The organism is Klebsiella sp. GG_Kp146 (genome assembly GCF_040061975.1).
GTDB classification, from domain to species: Bacteria; Pseudomonadota; Gammaproteobacteria; order Enterobacterales; family Enterobacteriaceae; genus Klebsiella; species Klebsiella quasipneumoniae.
In genome coordinates, this window is record NZ_JBEAHA010000002.1 from 83,920 (window position 1) to 101,903 (window position 17,984).

A 17,984-nucleotide genomic window follows, 5' to 3' on the forward strand; every position below is an offset into this window, starting at 1 on the left:
AAATTGCCGGATGGCGGCTTCGCCTTATCCGGCCTGGAGACGAATTAACCGCCGTGCAGACGGCGCGCGTCAATGACATCGGGCACCTGGTTCAGCTTACCGAGCACCCGGCCCAGCACCTGCAGGTTGTAAATCTCGATGGTCATATCGATGGTGGCCAGCTGCTGACGGGTATCGCTGCGGCTGGCAACGCCCAGCACGTTCACCTTCTCATTGGCGAGGATGGTGGTGATATCGCGCAGTAACCCGCTGCGATCGTTCGCCTCCACCCTGACCACCAGCGAATATCCGGCCGAGTAGCTTTCGCCCCATACCGCATCGACGATGCGCTCCGGGGCATGCGACTGCAGTTCAGCGAGCTGATCGCAGTCGGCGCGATGCACGGAAATCCCGCGTCCCTGGGTGATAAAGCCGACGATCTCATCGCCCGGGATCGGCTGGCAGCAGCGGGCAATATGGTGCATCAGATTGCCAACCCCTTCAACCACCACCCGGCCATTGTCCTTGGTGCGGTTCTGCGGAGCATAGGTTTTCTGCTGCAACTGCTTCAGCGCTGCCGCATCCTGCTCGGCGGCGCTCGGTTTATTGAATTGCGCCTGCAGGAAGTTGACCATCTGGTTGAGGCGGATATCGCCGCCGCCGATGGCCGCCAGCAGTTCATCGAGCTCGTTGAAGTTGTAGCGCGGCAGCAGGTGCTTTTCCGCATCCTTCAGGCTGATGCCCAGATGCTCCAGCTCGTCGTCAAGGATCTGTCGGCCGGCAAGAATGTTCTTGTCGCGGTCCTGCTTACGGAACCAGGCGTGAATTTTGGAGCGTCCGCGGCTGGTGGTGACATAGCCGAGGTTAGGGTTGAGCCAGTCGCGGCTCGGGTTCGGCTGCTTCTGGGTAATGATTTCGATCTGATCGCCCATCTGCAGCTGATAGGTGAACGGCACGATGCGGCCGCCAATTTTGGCGCCGATGCAGCGATGGCCGACGTCGCTGTGGATATGGTAGGCAAAATCGAGCGGCGTCGACCCCGCCGGCAGGTCCACCACGTCGCCTTTCGGCGTAAAGACATACACCCGGTCGTCAAAGACCTGGCTGCGCACTTCGTCGAGCATTTCGCCGGAGTCGGCCATCTCTTCCTGCCAGGCAATCAGCTTGCGCAGCCAGGCGATACGGTCCTCATAGCCGCGGCCGCCGCTGGTCCCCGCTCCCGCGCCCTCTTTGTACTTCCAGTGCGCGGCCACGCCCAGCTCGGCGTCTTCATGCATCTGCCGGGTGCGGATTTGAATCTCCACGGTCTTGCCGCTCGGCCCCAGCACCACGGTATGGATAGACTGGTAGCCGTTGGGTTTCGGGTTGGCCACGTAGTCATCGAACTCATCCGGCAGGTGACGGTAGTGGGTATGAACGATCCCCAGCGCGGCATAACAATCCTGCAACCGCTCGGCCACGATGCGCACCGCGCGTACATCAAACAGCTCGTCAAAGGCGAGGTGTTTTTTCTGCATTTTGCGCCAGATGCTGTAGATATGCTTCGGCCGACCATAGACCTCGGCCTTGACCCCTTCGGCTTTCATTTCTGCCCGCAGGTGGCCGACGAACTCGTCGATATAATGCTCGCGGTCGATACGGCGTTCGTGGAGCAGTTTGGCAATGCGCTTGTACTCTGCCGGGTGCAGGTAGCGGAAGCAGTAATCTTCCAGCTCCCACTTCAGCTGGCCGATACCTAAGCGGTTAGCCAGGGGAGCATAGATATTGGTGCACTCTTTCGCCGCCAGCACCCGCTCATCTTCCGGCGCGTCCTTGACCTCGCGCAGATGCGCGATACGTTCGGCAAGCTTGATAACCACGCAGCGGAAATCGTCAACCATCGCCAGCAGCATGCGGCGAATGTTATCCACCTGCTCGGAAGATACCGAGTCGGTATGAGTGGCTTTCAGCTGACGGATGGCGGCCATGTCCCGTACCCCGTGAATCAGGGTCACGACCGATTTACCCACGCTTTCCTGCATGACCTCTTCGCTGACGACTTCGCCGTCGGCCAGCGGGAACAACAGCGCCGCGCGCAGGGTATCGATATCCATACTCAGGGTGGAGAGGATCTCCACCATTTCGACGCCCCGCCACAGCAGCAGGTCCGCCAGCGGGTGTCCTTGCGTTTTTTCGCGACAATAATCCCAGGTTTCGGCTAAGCGCTCACACGACTGCTGGCTGGAAATCCCCAGACTCGCGATCCATTTCTTCGGGTCAAATTCACCAGCTTTATTAAGATGTGCACTTCTTACCGCAACCATTGTCCTCTCCTTAAGGGACCGGCCTGCCGAAGTCGGCAAGCCTCAACTTTCTACATGTCATCCTGCAGGTCGCGTCAGCATTGATGGCCGGGGCGGCTCTTCTGCGACGTTGTGAATGACCTTATGTAAGCCTGCGCTCAAACAACACCATTGATTCCAGATGACCGGTATGCGGGAACATATCCAGCATCGCCAGGCGTTGAATCTGATATCCAGCCTGCAACAGGGTTTCGCTGTCTCGCGCCAGCGTCGCCGGGTTGCAGGAAACATACACCACCCGCCGCGGCGCCAGTTTTATAATATGCGGCATCACGCCCGGCGCGCCGGCGCGGGCCGGGTCCAGCAGCACTTTATCAAAGCCATGCTTCGCCCAGGCCTGGCGGGTGACATCCTCTTCCAGATTTTCATGGAAGAAGGTGACATTTGATAAACCATTGAGGGCGGCGTTTTCCCGCCCCTTCTCCACCAGCGCCGGCACCCCTTCCACCCCAACCACGTGGGCGGCGCGAGTCGCCAGCGGCAGGGTAAAATTGCCCATCCCGCAGAACAGATCCAGCACCCGGTCCTCCGGCTGCAGATCCAGCCACGCCAGCGCGGTACGCACCATCTGCTGATTCACGCCGTCGTTGACCTGGATAAAATCCCGCGGACTGAACACTAAGCGTAGTCCGTCTGAGGTATACCATGGCGCTTCGCCGTGAATATGTTCCAGTATCTCGCTTTGCGGCGCGAGGTACAGGGAAAGACCGTGAGTTTGCGAAAAACGTTCCAGTTTTTCCCTGTCAGCCGCTGGCAGCGCAGCGGTATGGCGCAGCACCATCAGTGGGCCGTTGTCCGCCAGCACCAGCTCGACGTGGCCAAGATGGCGTAATGCGCTCAGCGCGCTTAAGCACTCGCGCACGGCGGGCAGCAGCGCCTCAAGTTGGGGCGCCAAAACAGGGCACTGCACCACATCGACGATCGCTTTATCGCTGGCCTGACGAAAACCCATCTGCAATTGTTGGGTCTTTGGCTGATAATTCAAGCTTAAGCGCGCGCGCCGGCGATAGCCCCACGGCTCGCCGGCGATGATCTCATCCACCTCGCGCTTCATCAGGCGCGCCAGCGCGGCGCGTTTACTTTGCTGCTGAAGCGTGATGCTGGCATGCTGCTGTTGGCAGCCGCCGCAAACGCCAAAATGGGGGCAGCGCGGCGCCTGGCGCTGCGGGCTGTCGGTCAGACGGCGTTTCACCTGGGCGCGGGCGTACTGCTTTTTATCTTCCACCAGCACCACCTCTGCCTGCTCCTGCGGCAGCACGCCGCCGACGAACAGCGCTTTCCCCTGGTGGCGGGCCACGCCCTGGCCAAAGGGATCGAGGTCGTTGACTGTAACGGTTATGATCTGGCGCGTCGTCACACGCCGTTTTGCAGAGTAGAATTGCGCCATCGTAGAGAGTTGTCTCAATCAAATAAAACGAGCTCGTTCAGAGCGGCAGCGCCGCGAGGCGCACCGACGCGCACCGAACGATGATGTCTATATTCTCCCATAATGGAACCGCATGACCAACTACAGCCTGCGTGCTCGCATGATGATTCTGATTCTGGCGCCAACCGTCCTGATAGGGCTGTTGCTCAGTGTTTTCTTTGTCGCTCACCGTTATAACGACCTGCAACGTCAGCTGGAGGACGCCGGCACCAGCATTATTGAGCCGCTGGCGGTCTCCAGCGAATATGGCATGAATCTGCAAAACCGCGAATCTATCGGCCAGTTGATCAGCGTTCTGCATCGTCGCCACTCGGAGATCGTGCGGGCCATCTCGGTGTACGATTCGCATAACCGCTTGTTTGTCACCTCCAATTATCAGCTCAACCCCAGCGACCTGCAGATCCCGAAAGGCGAAGCGTTTCCCCGTCGTCTCAGCGTCATCCGCGACGGCGACATGATGATCCTGCGCACGCCGATCGTCTCGGAAAGTTATTCCCCGGATGAATCCCCCGAATCCGATGCCAAAATGCCGGGCAATATGCTGGGCTACGTCGCGCTGGAGCTGGATCTCAAATCGGTGCGCCTCCAGCAGTACAAAGAGATTTTTATCTCCAGCGTGATGATGCTGTTCTGCATCGGCATCGCGCTGATCTTCGGCTGGCGCCTGATGCGCGACGTCACCGGCCCTATCCGCAATATGGTCAACACCGTCGACCGCATCCGCCGCGGACAGCTGGACAGCCGCGTCGAGGGCTTTATGCTCGGCGAACTGGATATGCTGAAAAACGGCATCAACTCGATGGCCATGTCGCTGGCGGCGTACCATGAGGAGATGCAGCACAACGTCGACCAGGCGACCTCGGATCTGCGGGAAACCCTTGAGCAGATGGAGATTCAGAACGTCGAACTGGACCTGGCGAAAAAGCGCGCCCAGGAGGCGGCGCGCATTAAGTCTGAATTCCTGGCCAATATGTCACACGAACTGCGCACCCCGCTCAATGGGGTGATCGGCTTTACTCGTCTGACGTTGAAAACCGATCTCAACGCCACGCAGCGCGATCACCTGACCACCATCGAACGCTCGGCCAATAATCTGTTGGCGATCATCAACGACGTGCTCGACTTTTCCAAGCTGGAAGCCGGGAAGCTGATCCTGGAGAGCATTCCGTTCCTGCTGCGCACCTCGCTTGATGAGGTGGTCACCCTGCTGGCGCATTCCGCGCACGATAAAGGGCTGGAGCTGACGCTGAACATTAAGAACAACGTGCCGGATAACGTCATCGGCGACCCGCTGCGTCTGCAGCAGATTGTGACCAACCTCGTAGGCAACGCCATCAAATTTACCGAGCACGGTAATATCGATGTGCTGGTGGAGCAGCGGGCCATCAGTAATTCGCGGGTGCAGATCGAAATTCAGATCCACGATACCGGCATCGGCATCCCCGAGCGCGACCAGTCACGGCTGTTCCAGGCCTTCCGTCAGGCCGATGCCAGTATTTCACGCCGCCACGGCGGCACCGGGCTCGGGCTGGTGATCACCCAGCGTCTGGTTAAGGAGATGGGCGGCGATATCTCGTTCCACAGTCAGCCAAACCGCGGCTCCACCTTCTGGTTCCATATCAGCCTCGATCTCAACCCGAACGCCATCCCGGATACGCTGAATACCGACGGGCTGGCAGGCAAGCGTCTGGCCTATGTGGAAGCCAACGCGACGGCGGCGCAGTGCACGCTGGAGATGCTGGCCGCCACGCCGCTGGAGGTGATTTACAGCCCCACCTTCTCTTCGCTGGCGGAAGCCCAGTACGACATTCTGCTGGTCGGTATTCCGGTCTCAATGCGCGATTTGTCGCCGCACCGGGAAAAATTAGCCAAAGCCTGCGCGATGTCAGATAACGTACTGCTGGCTCTGCCATGTCATGCCCAGGTCAGCGCCGAAGCCCTGAAGCGCGATGGCATCGCCGCCTGCCTGTTGAAACCGCTCACCACCACCCGTCTGCTGCCGGCGCTGGTGGCCACCCATCATGCGACGGCCTCCGCGCCGTTGACCCAGGCCGACAGCCATAAGCTGCCGATGACCGTGATGGCCGTCGACGACAACCCGGCAAACCTGAAACTCATTGGCGCCCTGCTGGATGACCTTGTGCAGCAGGTGATCCTCTGCGACAGCGGCCAGCAGGCGGTGGACAAGGCCAAGCAACTGCAGATGGATCTGATCCTGATGGATATTCAGATGCCGGATATGGACGGCATCCGCGCCTGTGAGCTTATCCATCATTTGCCGCATCACCAGCAAACGCCGGTTATCGCCGTCACCGCGCACGCCCTGGAGGGCCAGCGCGAGAAGCTACTGAGCGCCGGCATGAACGACTATCTGGCGAAGCCGATCGAAGAAGAGAAACTGCACGCCCTGCTGCTGCGCTATCAGCCTGGCGTACACAGCATCGCCCCGGCGGCGATACCGCCCGCAGAGCCGGTCATCGACCATAACCAGACGCTCGACTGGCAGCTGGCGCTGCGTCAGGCGGCGATGAAGCCGGATCTGGCGAGGGAGATGCTGCAGATGCTGATCGCTTTTATGCCGGAGGTGCGTAACAAAGTGGAAGAGCAACTGGTCGGCGAGCAGCCGGAAGGGCTGGTGGATCTGATCCACAAACTGCACGGCAGCTGCAGCTACAGCGGCGTGCCGCGGCTGAAAAAGCTCTGCCACACTCTGGAGAGCCAGCTGCGCGCAGGCACCGCCGCCGAGGATCTGGAGCCGGAGCTGCTTGAGCTGTTGGATGAGATGGATAACGTGGCGCGCGAAGCCTGCCGGATGGGGGGCTAAAACCACAGGGCTTCCCGGCCTGCACCCGGCTCGCCAGGCATCGCGCCGCCGGGTAAGGAGAGCGGGCACGGAGCCGCTTTTATGCCGGGCGGCGGCGACGCCTTGCCCGGCCTACGGTTCCTGCACCCGGCTCGCCAGGCATCGCGCCGCCGGGCAAGGAGAGCGGACACGGAGCCGCTTTTATGCCGGGCGGCGGCGACGCCTTGCCCGGCCTACGGTCCGTGCGGCCTGCCGTTAATTTACCCGCTTGCGCTGCGAAAACTGCCGGTGCTGGCGGCCTCAACATCGCTTAGACATTCCCGGGAGGCCGCGCCAGCCGGGATACCTCCATTACAGCTTACCGCCCATCTGCAAAACCGCGGCGACGTTTCGCGCCGTCATCCGCAGATTGGCGGCGGCACTGGCCAGCGCTTCATCCAGCGTGCAGATGGTGTACAACACGCTGAATACCGCATCCAGCCCGTGCTGATGCACGACGCCGACATCGGCGGTAAGGCTGCCGGCAATCCCGATCACCGGTATGTTAAATCGCTTCGCCACCCGGGCCACTCCCACCGGCACCTTGCCGTGGATAGTCTGACTGTCGATACGTCCTTCGCCGGTGATCACTAAATCAGCATCCGCAACCCGCTCCGCCAGCTGCAGCGCATCGGTGACAATCTCAATGCCCGGGCGCAGTTGAGCGCCACAAAACGCATACAGCGCCGCGCCCATCCCGCCTGCCGCGCCGCCGCCTTCCAGGCTCAGCACGTCGCAATCTAAATCACGGGCGATGATCCGGGCATAGTGCCGCAGGCCGCTGTCAAGCCGGTCGATCATCTGCGCCGTCGCCCCTTTTTGTGGGCCGAATACCGCGCTGGCGCCCTGCGGGCCGGTCAACGGGTTGGTGACATCGCAGGCCACGTCAATCCGACAATCTGCCAGCCGTGGATCAAGCTCGCCAAGATCGATGCGCGCCAGCGTCTCCAGCGCGCCGCCCCCTGGCGCGATTTGCTGACCGTCGGCGGTCAGCAGTTTCGCCCCCAGCGCCTGCGCCATGCCGGCGCCGCCGTCATTGGTCGCGCTGCCGCCAATGCCAATAATGATCTGCCGCACGCCAGCGTCCAGCGCATGGCGAATCAGCTCCCCGGTGCCCCAGGAGGTGGTCAGCAGCGGGTTACGCTGCGCCGGGGGAACGCTTTCCAGCCCGCTGGCCGCCGCCATTTCGATAAAGGCGCACTGGCGATCGCCGGACAGCCCATAAAATGCCTCTACCGGCTCCCCCAGCGGCCCGGTCACCGTCAGCGGCACCTGATGCCCGCCGGTCGCCGCCACCATGGCTTCCACCGTCCCTTCCCCACCGTCGGCAACCGGCAGCCTGACATATTCCGCGTCAGGATAAATCTCGCGAAAGCCTTGCTCTATCGCACTGGCTACTTCCAGCGCGGTCAGGCTCTCCTTCCAGGAATCCGGTGCGATCACTATTTTCATCTGCAGTCCTTACTTTGAGCTAACCCCTGTCGCTATCGCGCAATGCCGGCCCCCGCAGAGGCCGGCGGCCTTTTAGCGCACCATGCATGGACGCTTGTTATCAAAGGTCCAGCCCGGGATCAGGTACTGCATCGCCATCGCATCGTCGCGGGCGCCAAGGCCATGTTTCTTATATAGCTCATTTGCCTGCATGACGCGGTCCATATCCAGCTCAACCCCCAGACCCGGCGTGCTCGGCACCTGCACCATTCCGCCTTTAATTTCAAACGGTTGTTTGGTCAGACGCTGGTTGCCCTCCTGCCAGATCCAGTGGGTATCGATAGCGGTGATCTTGCCCGGCGCCGCAGCCGCGACGTGAGTGAACATCGCCAGCGACACGTCGAAGTGGTTATTGGAGTGGGAACCCCAGGTCAGGCCGAACTCATGACACATCTGCGCCACGCGAACCGACCCCTGCATGGTCCAGAAGTGCGGGTCCGCCAGTGGGATATCCACCGACTGCAGGGAGAGCGTATGGCCCATCTGCCGCCAGTCGGTGGCGATCATATTGGTGGCGGTCGGCAGGCCCGTCGCGCGACGGAACTCCGCCATCACTTCGCGGCCGGAGAAGCCCTGCTCAGCGCCGCACGGATCCTCAGCATAGGCCAGCACTCCCTTCAGCTGCTTGCCAATCTGAATGGCTTCTTCAAGCAGCCAGGCTCCGTTTGGATCGAGGGTCACGCGGGCATTCGGGAAGCGCTTCGCCAGGGCGCTGATCGCTTCAGCTTCTTCAAAACCGGCCAGTACGCCGCCCTTCAGCTTAAAGTCATTGAAACCATATTTTTCATAGGCCGCTTCCGCAAGGCGGACCACCGCATCTGGCGTCATTGCCTCTTCATGGCGCAGGCGATACCACTCGCACTGTTCATCCGGCTGGCTCTGATAGGCCAGCGGCGTGGCGTGGCGGTTACCGATAAAGAACAGGTAGCCCAGCATTTCAACTTCGCTGCGCTGTTGCCCATCGCCGAGCAGCGAGGCGACGTTGACCCCAAGGTGCTGGCCCAGCAGGTCCAGCAGCGCCGCTTCGATCCCGGTCACCACGTGGATGGTGGTGCGCAGGTCAAAGGTCTGCAGGCCGCGGCCGCCGGCGTCACGGTCGGCGAACTGATTGCGCACCGCGCCGAGCACGTTTTTATACTCGCCCAGCGTTTTGCCCACCACCAGCGGAATGGCATCTTCCAGAGTCTGGCGAATTTTTTCGCCCCCCGGAATTTCACCGACGCCGGTATGGCCGGCGTTATCTTTAATAATCACGATATTGCGGGTGAAATACGGAGCGTGGGCCCCGCTCAGATTCATCAGCATACTGTCATGGCCGGCAACCGGGATCACCTGCATGGTGGTGACAACGGGCGTGGAAGAGAAAGTCGTCATAGCATCATCCTTTTGTAATTAGTGGCGGCCGAAAACAGGACGTTTGCGGTCGAATGTCCAGCCGGGGATCAGGTACTGCATCGGGCCCGCGTCGTTGCGCGCGCCGCCCGGCAGCGCTTTATAGGCCTCATGGGCTCTGCGCACCTGCTCCCAGTCAAGTTCCACGCCGAGTCCCGGCGCGTCTGGCACGGCAATCTTGCCGTTAATAATCTGCAGCGGATTTTTGGTCAGGCGCGCGTCGCCTTCCTGCCAGATCCAGTGGGTGTCGATGGCGGTGGGATGACCCGGCGCGGCGGCGCCGACGTGGGTAAACATCGCCAGGGAAATATCAAAATGGTTGTTGGAATGGCAGCCCCAGGTAAGCCCCCAGTCGTCGCACAGCTGCGCCACTCGTACCGCGCCGGAGAGCGTCCAGAAGTGCGGGTCCGCCAGCGGAATATCGACGGCGTTGAGCATCACCGCATGACCCATCTCGCGCCAGTTGGTGGCGATCATATTGGTGGCGACCGGCAGCCCGGTGGCGCGGCGGAACTCGGCCATCACCTCCCGGCCGGAGAAGCCCTGCTCGGCGCCGCAAGGATCTTCGGCGTAGGTCAGTACATCCTGCAGCCCTTTGCACAGGGCGATCGCCTCATCCAGCAGCCAGGCGCCGTTAGGATCGACGGTGATGCGCGCGTCCGGAAAGCGCTTTTTCAGCGCCCGGGCGGTGTCAATTTCCTGCTCGCCGGGCAGCACGCCGCCCTTCAGCTTAAAGTCTTTGAAACCGTAGCGATCCTGAGCGGCTTCCGCCAGGCGCACCACCGCTTCGCTGTTCAGCGCCTGCTGGTGGCGCAGGCGATACCATTCGTGATCGCCCGGCGTATGGTCCAGATAACCCAGGTCGGTTTTCTGCCGATCGCCGATATAGAACAGGTAGCCCAGCACGGTGACGGCATCACGCTGCTTACCCGGGCCCAGCAGCTCGCAGACCGGCACATTGAGCACCTTGCCGAGCAGGTCGAGCAGCGCGGCCTCCAGCGCCGCTACCGCGTTGACTTTCAGTTCGAAGGTCCACGCCCCTTTGCCAAAGGTGTCGAAATCCGCTGCCTGATTGCCTTTATGCACCTGCTGCACCACGCGATTGAGACGGGCGACCTCCTGACCTACCACCTGCGGGATCGCCGCCAGCAGCGTCTGGTAGATGACCTCTCCGCCAGGGGCTTCTCCCACGCCGGTGTTGCCGGCGTTATCGGTCAATACCACGATATTGCGGGTAAACCAGGCGTTATGCGCCCCACCGATGTTCAGCAGCATGCTGTCGTGTCCGGCCACCGGAATGACCTTCATCTCTGTAATAATCGGGCTGGATTGAGTAGTCATGATTAACGCCCCACCACAGGTTTCAGTTCGATGCGTTTGATGTCGCCCACCAGCACCAGATAGCTCAGCACCGCCACCAGGGCATGGATACCTACGTAAACCAGCGCCCCGTTGAACGAGCCGGTGGTGCCGACGATATAGCCGATAGCGATCGGGGTGACGATACCGGAGATATTGCCAAACATGTTGAACAGGCCGCCGGAAAGACCGCTAATCTCTTTCGGCGCGGTATCCGCCATCACCGCCCAGCCAAGCGCGCCGATCCCTTTGCCGAAGAAGGCCATCGCCATAAAGCCAATCACCATCCACTCCACGTTGACATAGTTACACATCAGCATGGTCATGGAGAGCAGCATCCCCAGCACAATCGGCGTTTTGCGGGCAATGTTCAGCGAGCCGGTGCGGCGCATTAACCAGTCAGAGATCACCCCGCCCAGCACCCCGCCGACGAAGCCGCACACCGCCGGAATGGAGGCGACAAACCCTGCTTTAAGGATCGACATGCCGCGCGCCTGCACCAGGTAAACCGGGAACCAGGTGATAAAGAAGTAGGTCAGGGCGTTAATGCAGTACTGACCGATATAGATGCCGATCATCATCCGCGATCCGATCAGCTGCTTGATCTGGCCCATTTTGACGCTGAACGGCACCTTCTGCGCGCTGCTCTTTTGATCCATGTTGATCAGGGCGCCGCCTTCGGCGATATATTCCAGTTCCTTCTTGTTTACCCCCGGATGGTTGTTCGGATCGTGGATCACTTTCAGCCAGACAAAGCTAATCACAATCCCCAGGCCGCCCATAAAGAAGAAGACGTGCGACCAGCCCACCTCATGCGTCAGCCAGCCCATGATCGGCGCGAAGATAACGGTGGCAAAGTACTGGGCGGAGTTAAAGATCGCCACCGCCGTGCCGCGCTCCTGCGCCGGGAACCAGGCGGCCACGATACGGCTGTTACCCGGGAATGACGGCGATTCGGCCAGGCCAACGAGGAAGCGCAGGGTAAACAGCGCGACGATAATGCCAAAGCCGCTGAAGATGTCGACGAAGCCCTGCAGCAGGGTAAACATCGACCAGATGAAAATCGACCAGAAATAGACGCGCTTCGAACCGAAGCGGTCGAGCAGCCAGCCGCCCGGGATCTGGCCGATGACATAAGCCCATGAGAACGCGGAGAAGACATACCCCATTCCCACCGGATCCAGGCCGATATCTTTGGCCATTTCCGAACCGGCGATCGACAGCGTCGCCCGGTCGCCATAGTTAAAAGAGGTGACGATAAACAGCATCACCACTATCCAGTAGCGGGCGTTGGTGCGCTTTTCAGCCGCCGTCGCCGCCTGACTTAATGAACTCATTGTTGTACTCCTGAATCATAGCGTTTAGCTACGTTCATTCTGAACAGCACAACCTGTAGGGTAATCAGAATGACGTGGTCGTGTTTTGATAGTTGTCGTTATATCTGGCACTGCATTTATCACTGGCTGGAGCAGTATATGAAGAGGCACACCGCGGCTCACCGTGCATCTACACAGCTTTTACGACGCTATTGCAGGTGGTTTATGGCGTATGCCTGAAAGAGTGGGGGGAAGTTCACGGAAATGAAAAACCAGCGCCGCGGGTGGTCAAAAGCACAGCAATAAGAGCCGGAGTGTGAAATACCTCTCTTGACCCGGTGAAACCGGCTGGCTTAACCCATGATATTGCTAAGGATATTGTGCATTTGCCTGAAGGCGTGCCGCCCGGAAAGGGATACACTTTTGCTGTCCGCGTATCTGGCCGCGACATCTTGAAAGGGCGCCCTCTGCGTAGGGAGAGGGCAGCGCTTTTATTCCAGCAGGGTAGCCCACTGCTCAACCCATGGATTAGAGACGCTCTCCGGCTCCGGATCTTCGCTGGCGTCAATCTTCAGCATCTCGCCGATGCGCTTCGCGCCCTGCTCCTGCAGCAGTTGATCGAACTTCAGGCCTCCGCCGCAAAAGTTGGCGTAGGTGCTGTCGCCCAGCGCGATAATGCCGTAGCGCAGGTGAGGCTGATACATATCTTTAATGCCCTCATACAGCGGGACGATGCTGTCCGGCAGATCGCCCTGCCCGGTGGTGGAGGTGACCACCAGCACATACTTACCCGTGTAGGATTCCCAGTCGTTGACCTGCGGATCCTCATACACGGTAGCCTTGTGTCCCAGTCCGCTGAGGATCGCTTCCGCTTCTTCCGCGACCAGCAGCGAGTTGCCGTACATGGTGCCGACAAAAATTCCGACTTCCGCCATGCTATTATCTCCCTGGATTGACCTTATTCTCTTCATCCTGACCGCAGTCGTCGGCAAACTCAACCCTTTCATTTAGCGGGAGAAGCCCGCGCCAGCCAAACTGCGACAGCGCACGCATCCAGACGTCGTCAAAACCGGCGCGCAGGGTCAGCGGCTCACCGGTAAAGGGATGGGTTAACGACAGTTCGCTGGCGTGCAACATCAGGCGGTGACAGCCGAAATGCTCCGCGGCGCTGCGGTTTTGCCGCAGATCGCCGTGCTTGCTGTCGCCGAGGATCGGATGACACAGGTGGGCCAGATGGCGGCGCAGCTGGTGCTTGCGGCCGGTTTTCGGCTCCAGTTCCACCAGCCCGTAGCGGGTGGTGGGATAACGCCCGGTCGCCACCGGCATCTCCACCGTCGCCAGACCACGGTAATGGGTCACCGCTGGCTGCGGCCCTTTGTCTTCGCGGGCGAACTTATCGGCGATTTTATCCAGCTCTTCCACCAGCGGATAATCGAGCAGCGCCTCTTCCATCAGCCAGCCGCGGACGATCGCATGGTAGCGCTTCTGGATCTGATGCTGCTCGAACTGCTGCGCCAGCAGGCGACCCGCCTCGCTTGACAGCCCCATGAGCAGGACGCCGGAGGTGGGTCGGTCGAGGCGATGGGCGGTAAAAACGTGCTGGCCGATCTGGTCGCGCACGGTCTGCATCACCACCACTTTCTCATCGCGATCGAGCCAGCTGCGATGCACCAGCCAGCCCGACGGTTTGTTGACCGCCACCAGCCAGTCGTCCTGGTAGATTATCTCCAGCATCAGGCCTGCTCACCGGCAAACAGCGCGTCCAGCAGCAGCAGCTCCGCCAGCATGGATTCGCGAACCGGGTGGGCTTGATCCAGCGCCATTTCGTAATACGGCGTAACGGCGAAATTTTGCGGCAGCGGCTGGCCGCTCTCCAGCAACTGATGCATACGCGGGATCAGGACCCACTGCAGCCACTCCAGCGGCTCCAGGGTATCCAGGCAAAACGGCTTATCGCTGGCGAAGGCGCTGCTGTCCGGCGCCGTCTCCTGCCAGTGCTCTGTTTCGCGCAGCAGGGCTTCAATGGCGCGCAGGCGATCGCGCACGCTATCGTCAAGAGTCATGGGGGAAACCTCGATGAGTTAAAAACCGGGCGCAGGATAGCAAATCCGCAGGAGAAATAAAAAAAGGGAGCACTGTATAAACAGTGCTCCCGGTTCGTTTTGCAGCATTCCCGCTACATTGGTGCTCCCTGCTCGTCCTTGAAAACTTTTCCTGAGGTCTCCTGACCATGTTCATCCATAAACTCGTGCATCCTGCTTTCACACCACCCCGATGCGAAATGACTTATCCTTAAGTTTGTCCCGATCTTCCAGATCCACCGTTCATCCTGAGCGGCTCTCATTCTCCATCCTGGAGGTGTCCATTACGCGATCCTGCGTTATCCTTGCTTCATCCTGAAGCCTGTCCTTGCAACGCCATCCTGGCGGGTCCTGCAGAAGCGCCATCATCCTGATGTTCGCTTCATTTCGCGACTTCCTGTCGACAGACATAGGATCACTGATTCTGCCTCTTCTTACAACCCTTCTTGAGACAATCTCTTAAGATTAGTCCCCACTCAAAAGGACGAAAAAATAAAAATCCAATTTAATACCAATAAGTTAACAAAAAAAGATTGGATTAAATTTGCCTTAAATGATGATGATCTCTTACAGGTTTTGTAAGAGATCTCTCACAAATGACCAGGCAGACTGGATTACAGAACCGGCTCAAGCTGGTTGAGGAAACCCGCAAGCGAGGGGGAAAGGGTGATGCGTTTGGCGGTGCCGAGGGTCTCTTTGACGACTTCACCGCTGAGATTACAGACGGAAATGACATCCAGTTCACTCTCGAGGGTGGCGATAAACAGCGTCGGCGCCAGCTTCAGCCGCTTCTGCACCACCAGATGCCCGATGAGGTTTTCCTGCACCCGCTGGAAATCCTCTTCACTCCAGGTCTGCAGCAGCGTTAGCGTTTCGCCGGCAAACCGGCCGGTCATATCGCCGGCAAACTGAGTGGTATAATAAGAATGAAGCGGCTGTTGTACCACAATATCCAGGGCGCGTTCAACCGCGCTGATATTTTGCGCCAGCGAAAACGGCTGCGGCTGCCAGAACACGGCCTCACCCTGGGTGTCGACGACGCAAGGCGACGGGACGCCATAAAGCTCTTCACTGCGCGGCAGGCTGTGGCGCTGCTGCTGCCAGGCGGCGCAATAACGTTGGGTAAAAGCATGCAGCGCTTCTGCGGTCTGATGGTCCACCGGTTTCTCTCTTCACGTTAGACAGGATACACTGGGGTCATAGTGTACCCGCTTTACTATGGTGAAACATGTCTTCTTACGATAATCATCAGGCGCTGGCCGGCCTGACGCTCGGTAAATCAACCGATTACCGCGATACCTATGACGCCTCGCTGCTGCAGGGCGTTCCGCGCAGCCTTAACCGCGACCCGCTTGGCCTGCATGCCGACAACCTGCCGTTTCACGGCGCCGATATCTGGACGCTGTACGAACTCTCCTGGCTGAACGGCAAAGGCCTGCCGCAGGTGGCCGTCGGCCACGTCGAACTGCCCGACACCAGCGTCAATCTGGTGGAGTCAAAAAGCTTTAAGCTTTATCTCAACAGCTTTAACCAGACGCGTTTCGCCAGCTGGCAGGAGGTTGAAGAGACGCTGACCCGCGATCTGAGCGCCTGCGCCCAGGGCGAGGTCAAGGTGTCGCTGTATCGGCTGGATGAACTGGAAGGCCAGCCGATCGCCCACCTCCACGGCGCCTGCATCGACGATCAGGATATCGAGATCGATAACTATCAGTTCAGCGCCGACTACCTGCAGGGCGCAGCCAGCGGCAAAATCGTGGAAGAGACGCTGGTCAGCCATCTGCTGAAGTCCAACTGCCTGATCACCCACCAGCCGGACTGGGGCTCGGTGCAGATCCAGTATCGTGGGGCGAAAATCGACCGCGAGCAGCTCCTGCGCTATCTGGTCTCGTTCCGCCACCATAACGAATTCCATGAGCAGTGCGTCGAGCGCATCTTTAACGATATTCTCCGTTTCTGCCAGCCGGAATCGCTTTCCGTTTACGCCCGCTATACGCGACGCGGCGGTCTGGATATCAACCCCTGGCGCAGCAACGGCGACTTTTCCCCTGCCACCGGCCGCCTCGCCCGACAATAATAAACATTTTCACAATTTGCGTGCGTTTAGACGCGCGCAAGGTTGTGGAAACGCCGCTCGCAGGGCTATTGTAATCACAGGAAGACCATAAGCGTCCTGTAAGGAGTTCACTTGATTACACATGTTAGCCCGCTTGGTTCAATGGATATGCTGTCGCAGCTGGAAGTGGATATGCTTAAGCGCACCGCCAGCAGCGATCTGTATCAACTCTTTCGCAACTGCTCGCTTGCTGTGCTCAACTCGGGGAGCCTGACCGATAACAGCAAGGAGCTCCTGTCCCGTTTTGAAAATTTCGATATTAACGTGCTGCGTCGCGAACGCGGCGTGAAGCTGGAACTGATCAACCCGCCGGAAGAGGCCTTCGTTGACGGGCGCATTATTCGTTCCCTGCAGGCCAACCTGTTTGCCGTGCTGCGCGATATCCTGTTCGTGTACGGCCAGATCCACAATACCGTTCGCTTCCCGAACCTCGATCTCGAAAGTTCGGTCCATATCACCAACCTGGTGTTCTCGATCCTGCGCAACGCCCGCGCGCTGCACGTCGGCGAAGCGCCAAACATGATCGTCTGTTGGGGCGGCCACTCGATCAACGAAAACGAATACCTCTACGCCCGCCGCGTCGGTACGCAGCTGGGACTGCGGGAACTCAACATCTGCACCGGCTGCGGGCCTGGCGCGATGGAAGCGCCGATGAAAGGCGCCGCCGTCGGCCACGCGCAGCAGCGCTACAAAGACAGCCGCTTTATCGGCATGACCGAACCGTCCATTATCGCCGCGGAACCGCCAAACCCGCTGGTCAATGAACTGATCATCATGCCGGACATCGAAAAGCGTCTGGAGGCCTTCGTGCGCATCGCCCACGGGATCATCATCTTCCCGGGCGGCGTCGGCACCGCCGAAGAGCTGCTTTACCTGCTGGGTATTCTGATGCATCCGGATAACAAAGCGCAGGTGCTGCCGCTGATCCTCACCGGACCGAAAGAGAGCGCTGACTACTTCCGCGTGCTGGATGAATTTATCACCCATACTCTGGGCGAATCCGCCCGTCGCCACTACCGGATCATCATCGACGACCCGGCGGAAGTGGCGCGGCAGATGAAAAAAGCGATGCCGCTGGTGAAAGAGAGCCGTCGCGAGACCGACGACGCCTACAGCTTCAACTGGTCGATTCGTATCTCGCCGGACCTGCAGATGCCGTTTGATCCAACCCATGAAAACATGGCCAACCTCAAACTCTCCCCGGACCAGCCGGTGGAAGTGCTGGCCGCCGACCTGCGCCGCGCCTTCTCCGGCATTGTCGCGGGTAACGTCAAAGAGGTGGGCATCCAGGCCATCGAGCAGTACGGTCCTTATAAGCTGCACGGCGACCCGGAGATGATGCGCCGCATGGACGATCTGCTGCAGGGCTTCGTCGCCCAGCACCGCATGAAGCTCCCGGGCGGCACCGCCTATATTCCCTGCTACGAAATCATCGCCTGATTTCCGTCCCGCCGGGGCAGCGCCTGTTGCCCCGGCGGGCACGCTTTCTCTGACTTCCAAAACGCGCTAAAAAACTTTCTGTTACTCATCAAACAGCTAAATTATTTTTACATAGCCAATCGTTTGCGTTGGTAAAAACTGCGATAATTATCACTGCAAAAAATGGTTTTAAGCGCAAAAACGTCGACCACTTCTCTTTTTTA

13 protein-coding genes are annotated in these 17,984 nt (G+C 59.5%); 3 read left to right on the forward strand and 10 right to left on the reverse strand.

What is annotated here, in order from left to right; genetic code table 11:
• Positions 1 to 44: 44 nt before the first annotated feature.
• Together relA and rlmD are read right to left on the reverse strand one after the other, a co-directional pair.
• A complete protein-coding gene (relA, locus tag ABLU95_RS02715) occupies positions 45 to 2,282 on the reverse strand; it encodes a GTP diphosphokinase (protein WP_023290829.1) in 2,238 nt (745 codons plus the stop codon).
• Positions 2,283 to 2,403: 121 nt separating this feature from the next.
• The gene (rlmD, locus tag ABLU95_RS02720; protein ID WP_243817314.1) at positions 2,404 to 3,708 is read right to left on the reverse strand and encodes a 23S rRNA (uracil(1939)-C(5))-methyltransferase RlmD; all 1,305 of its coding nucleotides are present in this window, start codon (positions 3,706 to 3,708) and stop codon (positions 2,404 to 2,406) included.
• 112 nt (positions 3,709 to 3,820) lie between these two features.
• Between rlmD and barA the strand changes: the two genes are divergently transcribed.
• Entirely contained in the window at positions 3,821 to 6,571 is a 2,751-nt protein-coding gene (gene barA, locus ABLU95_RS02725) for a two-component sensor histidine kinase BarA (protein WP_065882018.1), read from the forward strand.
• A 330-nt stretch (positions 6,572 to 6,901) separates the two neighbouring features.
• Here barA and ABLU95_RS02730 read toward each other — a convergent pair whose 3' ends face one another.
• The 8 genes from ABLU95_RS02730 to syd all read right to left on the reverse strand — a co-directional run bounded on the left by ABLU95_RS02730 (position 6,902) and on the right by syd (position 15,388).
• Entirely contained in the window at positions 6,902 to 8,041 is a 1,140-nt protein-coding gene (locus ABLU95_RS02730; protein ID WP_348874010.1) for a glycerate kinase, read from the reverse strand.
• A gap of 72 nt (positions 8,042 to 8,113) precedes the next feature.
• Complete coding sequence (gudD, locus tag ABLU95_RS02735) at positions 8,114 to 9,454, reverse strand: glucarate dehydratase (RefSeq protein ID WP_004205567.1); 1,341 nt, start codon at positions 9,452 to 9,454, stop codon at positions 8,114 to 8,116.
• 18 nt (positions 9,455 to 9,472) lie between these two features.
• Complete coding sequence (locus ABLU95_RS02740; protein WP_049014191.1) at positions 9,473 to 10,813, reverse strand: enolase C-terminal domain-like protein; 1,341 nt, start codon at positions 10,811 to 10,813, stop codon at positions 9,473 to 9,475.
• Positions 10,814 to 10,815: 2 nt separating this feature from the next.
• Positions 10,816 to 12,168 (reverse strand): MFS transporter, encoded by a 1,353-nt coding sequence (locus ABLU95_RS02745; protein WP_044524535.1) that lies wholly within the window; start codon positions 12,166 to 12,168, stop codon positions 10,816 to 10,818.
• A gap of 470 nt (positions 12,169 to 12,638) precedes the next feature.
• Positions 12,639 to 13,082, reverse strand: coding sequence for a flavodoxin (locus tag ABLU95_RS02750; RefSeq protein ID WP_004205560.1), 444 nt, complete (start codon positions 13,080 to 13,082; stop codon positions 12,639 to 12,641).
• A 4-nt stretch (positions 13,083 to 13,086) separates the two neighbouring features.
• Entirely contained in the window at positions 13,087 to 13,881 is a 795-nt protein-coding gene (truC, locus tag ABLU95_RS02755) for a tRNA pseudouridine(65) synthase TruC (RefSeq protein ID WP_348878775.1), read from the reverse strand.
• Complete coding sequence (locus tag ABLU95_RS02760) at positions 13,881 to 14,210, reverse strand: YqcC family protein (protein WP_023290837.1); 330 nt, start codon at positions 14,208 to 14,210, stop codon at positions 13,881 to 13,883. The genes truC and ABLU95_RS02760 overlap by 1 nt, the downstream gene beginning before the upstream one ends.
• 632 nt (positions 14,211 to 14,842) lie before the next feature.
• Positions 14,843 to 15,388, reverse strand: a complete 546-nt coding sequence (gene syd / locus ABLU95_RS02765; protein ID WP_023290838.1) for a SecY-interacting protein — start codon at positions 15,386 to 15,388, stop codon at positions 14,843 to 14,845.
• 68 nt (positions 15,389 to 15,456) lie between these two features.
• On the opposite strand from syd, the gene queF reads away from it, so the two are divergent.
• Together queF and ppnN are read left to right on the forward strand one after the other, a co-directional pair.
• Positions 15,457 to 16,302 (forward strand): NADPH-dependent 7-cyano-7-deazaguanine reductase QueF, encoded by an 846-nt coding sequence (gene queF / locus ABLU95_RS02770; RefSeq protein ID WP_023290839.1) that lies wholly within the window; start codon positions 15,457 to 15,459, stop codon positions 16,300 to 16,302.
• Positions 16,303 to 16,413: 111 nt separating this feature from the next.
• Entirely contained in the window at positions 16,414 to 17,781 is a 1,368-nt protein-coding gene (gene ppnN, locus ABLU95_RS02775; protein ID WP_023290840.1) for a nucleotide 5'-monophosphate nucleosidase PpnN, read from the forward strand.
• Positions 17,782 to 17,984 lie beyond the last annotated feature (203 nt).